The 6863-nt window shown below is 71.9% G+C and carries 5 protein-coding genes, 1 tRNA gene and 2 pseudogenes; 4 read left to right on the forward strand and 4 right to left on the reverse strand.

Annotated elements, in window-relative coordinates; genetic code table 11:
- Window positions 1-10 precede the first annotated feature (10 nt).
- Together E3T24_RS16325 and E3T24_RS16330 are read left to right on the forward strand one after the other, a co-directional pair.
- Window positions 11-83 (forward strand) — tRNA-Leu (locus tag E3T24_RS16325).
- Window positions 84-303: 220 nt separating this feature from the next.
- Window positions 304-699 carry an SHOCT domain-containing protein gene (locus tag E3T24_RS16330; protein WP_134365786.1) on the forward strand — a complete coding sequence of 132 codons (396 nt, stop codon included), beginning with the start codon at window positions 304-306 and terminating at the stop codon, window positions 697-699.
- 85 nt (window positions 700-784) lie between these two features.
- On the opposite strand, the gene E3T24_RS16335 is transcribed toward E3T24_RS16330, so the two are convergent.
- The 3 genes from E3T24_RS16335 to E3T24_RS16345 all read right to left on the reverse strand — a co-directional run bounded on the left by E3T24_RS16335 (window position 785) and on the right by E3T24_RS16345 (window position 3665).
- Window positions 785-1711 carry a Ppx/GppA phosphatase family protein gene (locus E3T24_RS16335; RefSeq protein WP_134365787.1) on the reverse strand — a complete coding sequence of 309 codons (927 nt, stop codon included), beginning with the start codon at window positions 1709-1711 and terminating at the stop codon, window positions 785-787.
- A gap of 206 nt (window positions 1712-1917) precedes the next feature.
- Complete coding sequence (locus tag E3T24_RS16340) at window positions 1918-2601, reverse strand: ABC transporter ATP-binding protein (protein WP_134365788.1); 684 nt, start codon at window positions 2599-2601, stop codon at window positions 1918-1920.
- Window positions 2598-3665, reverse strand: a complete 1068-nt coding sequence (locus E3T24_RS16345; RefSeq protein ID WP_134365789.1) for an ABC transporter permease — start codon at window positions 3663-3665, stop codon at window positions 2598-2600. Before E3T24_RS16345 ends, E3T24_RS16340 begins: the two co-directional genes overlap by 4 nt.
- Before the next feature lie 206 nt (window positions 3666-3871).
- Between E3T24_RS16345 and E3T24_RS16350 the strand changes: the two genes are divergently transcribed.
- The gene (locus E3T24_RS16350) at window positions 3872-5062 is read left to right on the forward strand and encodes a sensor histidine kinase (RefSeq protein WP_241975837.1); all 1191 of its coding nucleotides are present in this window, start codon (window positions 3872-3874) and stop codon (window positions 5060-5062) included.
- Window positions 5059-5690: pseudogene (locus E3T24_RS16355) on the forward strand (response regulator transcription factor). Before E3T24_RS16350 ends, E3T24_RS16355 begins: the two are co-directional and overlap by 4 nt.
- Window positions 5691-5786: 96 nt before the next feature.
- On the opposite strand, the pseudogene E3T24_RS17490 reads toward E3T24_RS16355, so the two are convergent.
- Window positions 5787-6863 (reverse strand): annotated as a pseudogene (locus E3T24_RS17490) (hypothetical protein); the annotation flags it as partial.

Consider the following 6863-nt stretch of genomic DNA (forward strand, 5'->3'; position numbering starts at 1 on the left):
TCCCGAACGCGCCCCCGTAGCCCAATGGCAGAGGCAGACGACTTAAAATCGTCACAGTCTGGGTTCGACCCCCAGCGGGGGCACATCTTCGTGGACTTCGGCTCCGCTCCGCCAGAAAAATCCCTGACCATCGGGCCCCCTTCGGCCCTTTCCGGGCCGGTTCCGTCGCGCTACCATCTGGCAGTGAATGTGGGCCGCGGGCACCTGACTCAGGGTCGAACCGACAAAGCAGCATCACCGGCAGCCATTCGGCGGTCGGATTAGCCCGACCGCGATCCAATTCCCTGACCAAAAAGACAGATCATGGATTTTTTGTCGAACATCTGGGACTTCATCTGGTTCTTCTTCTTCTGGACGTTCGCCTTCATCGCCTACCTGATGGTGCTGTTTTCGATCGTCGCAGACATCTTCCGTGATCATGAACTCAACGGGTGGGCGAAAGCGGCCTGGATCCTGTTCCTCGTCTTCGTGCCCTTCCTGACCGCGTTGGTCTACCTGATCGCACGCGGCAAGGGCATGGCCGAACGGCAGATGCGCGATTCGCGTCGCGCGCAGCAGGCCACGGACGACTACGTGCGCTCGGTCGCCGGGGCGACGGCGACTTCGGCCGACGAGATCGCGAAAGCAAAAGCCCTCCTCGACAGCGGCACCATCACGCCTGAAGAGTACGCGGCGCTCAAGGCCAAGGCGATGAAGTAGCGGCAGCGCCGCTCACCTCACCACCCCGGCACCACCCCCGGCGGGACCACGTGGCAACCCCACGTGGTCCCGCCGTTCTTCGACGTCAGGCCAGGTGGTCCAGGTAGCGCAGGATGATCCCCTCGCGCAGCGCCCAGGGCGACACTTCGAGTTCCGCCACCCGGAACGCGGCCATCGCCGCGCTGAGCACGATGCCGCCGGCCACGATCTGGAAGGTGCGGTCGGCCGTGATCCCGGGCAGTGCCGGGCGGGCTTCGGCCGGAATACGCGCCAGTCGCGGCACCCAGTCGTCCAGTTGCGACCGGCTCAGCCGCATCCGTTCGCCGGACCCGACCCCGTCGGACGTGGACCCGGCCAGTTTGGCGAGGGAGCGGATGGTCTTCGACGAGCCCACCACATGGTGCGGGATCCGGCGGCCCGCGAACGCGTCCAGCGCCTCCGCGAGCACGGCGTCCGCGTGGTCGCGGAGAGCGGAGACCTGCTCGGGACGCGGCGGGTCGTCGTGCAGGAAACCGACCGTGGAACGGCCGGCCCCCAGCGGGAGCGAGAGCGCGACCGTGGGGATTTCGTTCGCGCCGGTCGCGATTTCGAGGGAGCCGCCGCCGATGTCGAAGAGCAGGATGTCCCGGGCCGACCAGCCGTACCAGCGACGCACGGCCAGGAAGGTCAGGCGGGCCTCATCTTCGCCGGACAGCACCTGGAGGGCGACCCCGGTTTCCCGTTCGACCCGGGCGAGCAGCTCGGGCCCGTTCGTGGCCTCGCGGAGTGCGGAGGTGGCGAATGGCAGCAGATCGTCGACGTGGTGGCGGCGGGCGACCTCCGCGGCGTTCCGCACGGCGTCGAGCACCGCGGTGCAGCCCTCGTCAGTGATGGCCCCCTCGGGGGTGAGGTAGCGCATCAGGCGCAGCACGGCCTTGTCGGACGCCATCGGCACCGGCGGGGCGCCTTCGTGCGCGTCGACGACCAGCAGGTGGACGGTATTCGAACCGACGTCAAGAACTCCGAGGCGCACGCTCTGACGATAGCGTGCGCCGCGCCGGTGTGCGCGCCACCCGACCCCGCCCCTGAACGAATTCGACGGAGATTCTGCCGGAAACGGGTACAAACACGCCGCATCCGTGTTTTTAGAGCAGTATCTCCGTCGAATTGGTTCGCGCCGGGCGCGGGATGGGGGCTCGGGAGGGGGGACGCGGAGGGGGATGGCGGCGCGGGGATCGGCTAGCTCGGGGTCAGGGTGCCGTCGACCATGGTGTGCACCGCACTCATCAGCGGGAGCAGACGCTGGTCGTGGGTGACCAGCACCGTGGCGGTGTCGTGTTCGGCGGTGAGCCGCAGGATCAGGGCGAGGATCTCCGAGCCGCGCTCCTGGTCGAGCGCGCTCGTGGGTTCGTCGACGACCAGCACGGACGGTTCGTTCATCAGCGCCCGGGCGATCTCGACCCGCTGGCGCTGCCCGCCCGAGAGTTGCGCCGGACGCTTGCCGGCCTGGTCGGCCAGGCCGACGGCAGTCAACAGCTCGAGAGCACGGATGCGCGCCCGCCCCCGGCCGCGGGCACCGCCCCGGCGGCCGTCGAGCTCGCCCATCACGACGAGCTGCTCCGCGGCCGTCAGCGCGGGCAGCAGGATCGGCTGCTGGAAGATGATGCCGAGCCGGTCCCGCCGGAGATCCGCCTTCTCGGCGAGCGTCAGCGCGGTCGCGTCGACGCCCCCGATCAGCACCGAGCCCGTGTCGGGTGTGACCAGGGTCGAGGCCACCGCCAGAAGGCTGGACTTGCCGGAGCCGGACGGGCCGGTGATCCCGACGACGGTGCCCGGCGCCACGGTGAGGGTGACGTTGTCGACCGCGGTGATGCGGTTGCCGCCGTCCGGGTAGGTGAGGGTGATGTGGTCGAGCTGGATCATCGGTTGCTCCCGAGGGCGGTGAGGGGGTCGGCGGTGGTGACGGAACGGAGGGCGAACGCGGCCCCGGCCAGGCCGAGGGCGATCATGGCGGCGCCCGGCAGCAGGGTCGTCAGCGGGCTGAGGATGAACGGCAGCACCGGCCCGGCGAGGGCCCCGAGCAGGGCGGTCAGGCCGATGCCGGTCCCCACCCCCACGATCAGCACGACGGATGCCTGGCCGAGCGCATCCCCGATCAGCATGCGGTTCGATGCGCCGAGGGCCTTCAGCACGGCCACATCGGGTTGGCGCTGGATGCTCCAGACAGTGAAGAACGCGCCGACGACCAGCGCGGAAATGCCGAACAGCATCCCCACCATCAGCAGCAGCGAACCGATCTCGGAGCGGAACGCCTCCAACGCCGTCAGGGACTGGAGCACCCCGGCCGAGGACGTGCCGGTCGCGCTGTCCGCGGCGGCGAAGTCCAGCCCGGGCGCGGTCACGGCCAGGACGGTCGCGTAGGCATCCGGGGTGCCGGTGGCGGCGGCCGCCCGCTGCCAATCCGCCAGCGGAAGCCAGACGACGGGCGTGTGCGAGTACCAGGTGTCGGCCGTGACGGAATCGTCGGTGAAGGCCGAGCCGGCCAGCTCCATGCTGTCGCCGGCCCGCACGTCCAGTTCCTCGGCGGCGGTGGCCGGCAAGGTCAGGCGCCCGGCGCTCGACGGAACCGGCCCGAGCCCGGCTTCGGCGCCGAAGAGCGCGACGCTGGTCTGGTTCGCCCCGGCGGTGAGCCGCAGCCGGCTGATCCCGAGCGGGGTCACCGTGTCGACGCCGGGCCGGGCGCCCCACGCCTCGGCCTCGGCGCCGGTCACGGCGGAATCGGAATAGCTGAGCGGGGCGTCGTCCGCCGAAGCGGAGAACACGATCCGGTCGGCGTCGAGCCCCGCGATGGCCGAGATGTTCTGGTCGGCCAGGCCACCGGTCAGGCCGGAGAGGAATCCGACCAGCAGGGTGATCAGGGTGACCACCGTGCCGATCAGCAGGAATCTCCCGCGGGCAAATCTAAGATCGCGCCATGCAACGAACACTGTCAAACTCCTTGATCGATCGAGCGGTAGAGTGTGCGGGGCCGGCCGACAGGCTTGCCCCGCACACTCTTCACTCTCCCCGCCGGGCCGCGGCCGGTCATCGTGCATGCGGGTGTTCTTCGGCGGCTCAAGGTGGAGGTCCCGTTCCACCTTTCGGAGGATGCCGCGGGGCGCTCGGCCGCGTAGCCTGAAAGGGTGATCTTCGCGTGATCGAGCCCACTGGCTCCGCCCTCAACCCCGTCTTCGTCGGGCTCCGGATCGGCCTGCACGCCCTCGTGGCGGGGCTGGTCGCCCTCTGCGTCGTCTCCTCCCTCGCGGCCGGGTCGCCGTCGGCCGCGATCATCGCCGGCCTGGCGGCGCTCTTCCTCGGCACCTACGCGGTGGGCGCCTGGGTCGGTCGCAGCCGAACGGCATCCCGATGGGCCGGGGCCCGGCTCGGCCTGCTCAGCCTGGAATGGGTCGTCCTGGCCGGGCTGAATGCCGAGGCGATCTACCTCGTCTTCCCGCTGTTCTTCCTCTTCCTGCACTTCCTGCCCGGGTGGTGCGGACCGGTCGCGGTCGCCGTCGCGACCGTCGCGGCGGTCTTCGCGGTCGGCGCGCACCGCGGTTTCAGCCCCGCGGGCGCCGTCGGGCCGCTGATCGGAGCCGCGTTGGCGGTCGCAATCGCCCTGGCCTACCGCTCTCTGGCCCGGGAAGCCGCCGAGCGGGAGGACCTGATCCGCGAGCTGCGGGAGACGCGCGGGCAGCTGGCCGCCGCCGAACGGACCGCCGGGGTGCAGGGCGAACGGGGTCGCCTGGCCCGGGAAATCCACGACACAGTGTCCCAGTCGCTGTCGAGCATCGTGATGCTCCTCCACGCCGCCGAGCGCTCCGGCGACGCCGAGACCTCGCTGCAACGGATGCGCCAGGCTCGGGACGCCGCCGGGCAGACGCTGGCGGAGACCCGGCAGTTCATCGACGAGCTGTCCCCGCCGGCACTGCGCGGCTCGACCCTGGTCGAGGCCCTGCACCGGCTGGCGACCCAGACCGGCGCGACCAGCGGCATCCGGATCGGCGTCACCGTCGCCGGCCCCGTCGAGCCGCTGCCCACCCGGGTCGAAACGGCCCTGTGGCGGATCGCCCAGGGCGCCCTGGCCAACGCCGTGCAGCACGCGCACGCCTCCCGGATCGACCTGACCCTGAGCGCGCTGGACTCCGAGGTCATCCTCGACGTCGTCGACGACGGCGTCGGTTTCGACGCGGGGGCCTCGGTGCGGCGCGGGGACACGTCGACGCGCACGTCGTTCGGCCTGCAGGCGATGCGGGAGCGGGTCGCGGAACTGGGCGGTTCGCTCACGGTGGAGAGCGCCCCGGGGCAGGGCACGAGCGTCGTGGCCGGGTTCGAGGTGCGCGGATGAGCGTGCGCGTGCTGATCGCCGACGACCACCCGATCATGCGCACCGGACTGCAGGCCCTGTTCGAGACGGACCCTTCCATCGATGTGGTCGCGGCCGTCGGCACACCCGGGGAGGCCGTGGCCGAGGCGGCCCGGCTCCGCCCTGACGTGGTGCTGATGGACCTGCAGTTCCAGGGCGAGTTCCGCGGCGCGGATGCGACCCGGCGCATCCGTGCCCTGCCCGAGCCGCCGGCGGTGCTGATCCTCACCAATCACGACACCGACGGGGACATCATCACCGCGATCGAGGCCGGGGCGGCCGGCTACCTGCTGAAGGACAGCCCGCCCGACGACCTCCTGGCCGCGGTCGCCGCCGCGGCGGCCGCGGCCAGTCCGCGCTGGCTCCCGCGGTCGCCAGCCGGCTGCTGTCCCGCGTGCGCCAGTCCACCCGGGCGCTGAGCGCCAGGGAACTCGAGGTGCTCACCCTCGTGGCGGAGGGCCGGAGCAACACCGACGTCGCCCGCCACCTGCACCTGAGCGAGACCACGGTGAAATCCCATCTCGCGCACATCTATCCGAAACTCGATGTGTCCTCGCGCACCGCGGCGGTCGCCGCCGCCCGGCAGGCCGGGCTGATTCGCCGCCCGTAGCCGCCCGTAGCCGCCCGTAGCCGCCCGGCAGGCCGGGCTGATTCGCCGCCCGTAGCCGCCCGTAGCCGCCCGAAACCGGCCGGGGACGGCGCGGGGTCAGCCCCGGGACGGGGTGACGAACCGCTGCCAGGCCCACGCGCCGACGCTGAGGGCCGCGAAGACCCCGGCGGCCACCCCCAGCAGGGTCACCGTGCCGTCACCGTTCCAGATCGCGACGGCCGGGGACAGCACCCCGAACATGATCGTGAACGCGAGCGTGGTCAGTCCCGCCCAGATCGACGGTGACCAGGCCAGGATGCTGCGCCCGCTCGTGCGCCCGATCGGGATCAGCACGAGCGCGACCGAGCCGATCGCCGTCAGCACCACGCTGTTGGCGATTTCCGCACCGAGCGAGCTGAGGAAGCCGTCGGCCGTCGGCAGGAGGCCGAGCGCCAGCCAGCCGGCCGTACTCAGCCCGATCAGGCTGCCGGCCCGCACGGCCGCGATCTGCCCGCGCTCGGGGTTCAGCGCGCCGGGGGTCGCCGCGACGGAGCCCAGCAGCCCGAAGACGAGCGCCGGGTGCACCTCGAAGAGGCGGGAACCGAGGGCGGTCACCGCGACCAGCAGCAGGTAGCGCGGCAGGAACGTGACGGATGCCGGCACCCGGCAGATCCGGGAGCTCCACCACAGCGGAACGAGCGCACCGACCCCGTTCACCACGATCAGGGCCACCATCACGGCGAGCAGCAGCCGCAGGTAGGCCGGCTGGCTGGTGACCGGGCCGGACAGCATGATCAGGGTCGCCGCCGCGGCGAGGGCCGCGCCGGCGACGAGCCACCGGTTGACGGCCACGTCGGGCGCGGTCTCGTACTCCTGCCGGGCCCGGTTCCGGCCCGCGATGGCCGTGCCCGGCCAGACCGGGCGGCCGCCCCGGGACCGGGAGAGGGTCCCGGCCAGCAGGCGGGCGGGAACGTACAGCAGCATCAGGGAGCCCAGGGACAGCAGCACGGCCTGGGACCAGGACAGCCCGGACGGCGACCAGGGCGGCAGAACCGCGGTGGCGAACCGGGTGGGGTCGCTCCAGCCGCCCGGCAGCGCGCCGAGCGCCACCGCCTCGTCGCCGTCCCGCTGCGGGGGCGTCGCCGTCTGCGGGCTCCGGGCCGGTTCCGGCGCGGGCGCCGCGGTCGCGGTCGC

This window comes from Cryobacterium sp. TmT2-59, assembly GCF_004403545.1.
Taxonomy (GTDB): Bacteria; Actinomycetota; Actinomycetes; order Actinomycetales; family Microbacteriaceae; genus Cryobacterium; species Cryobacterium shii.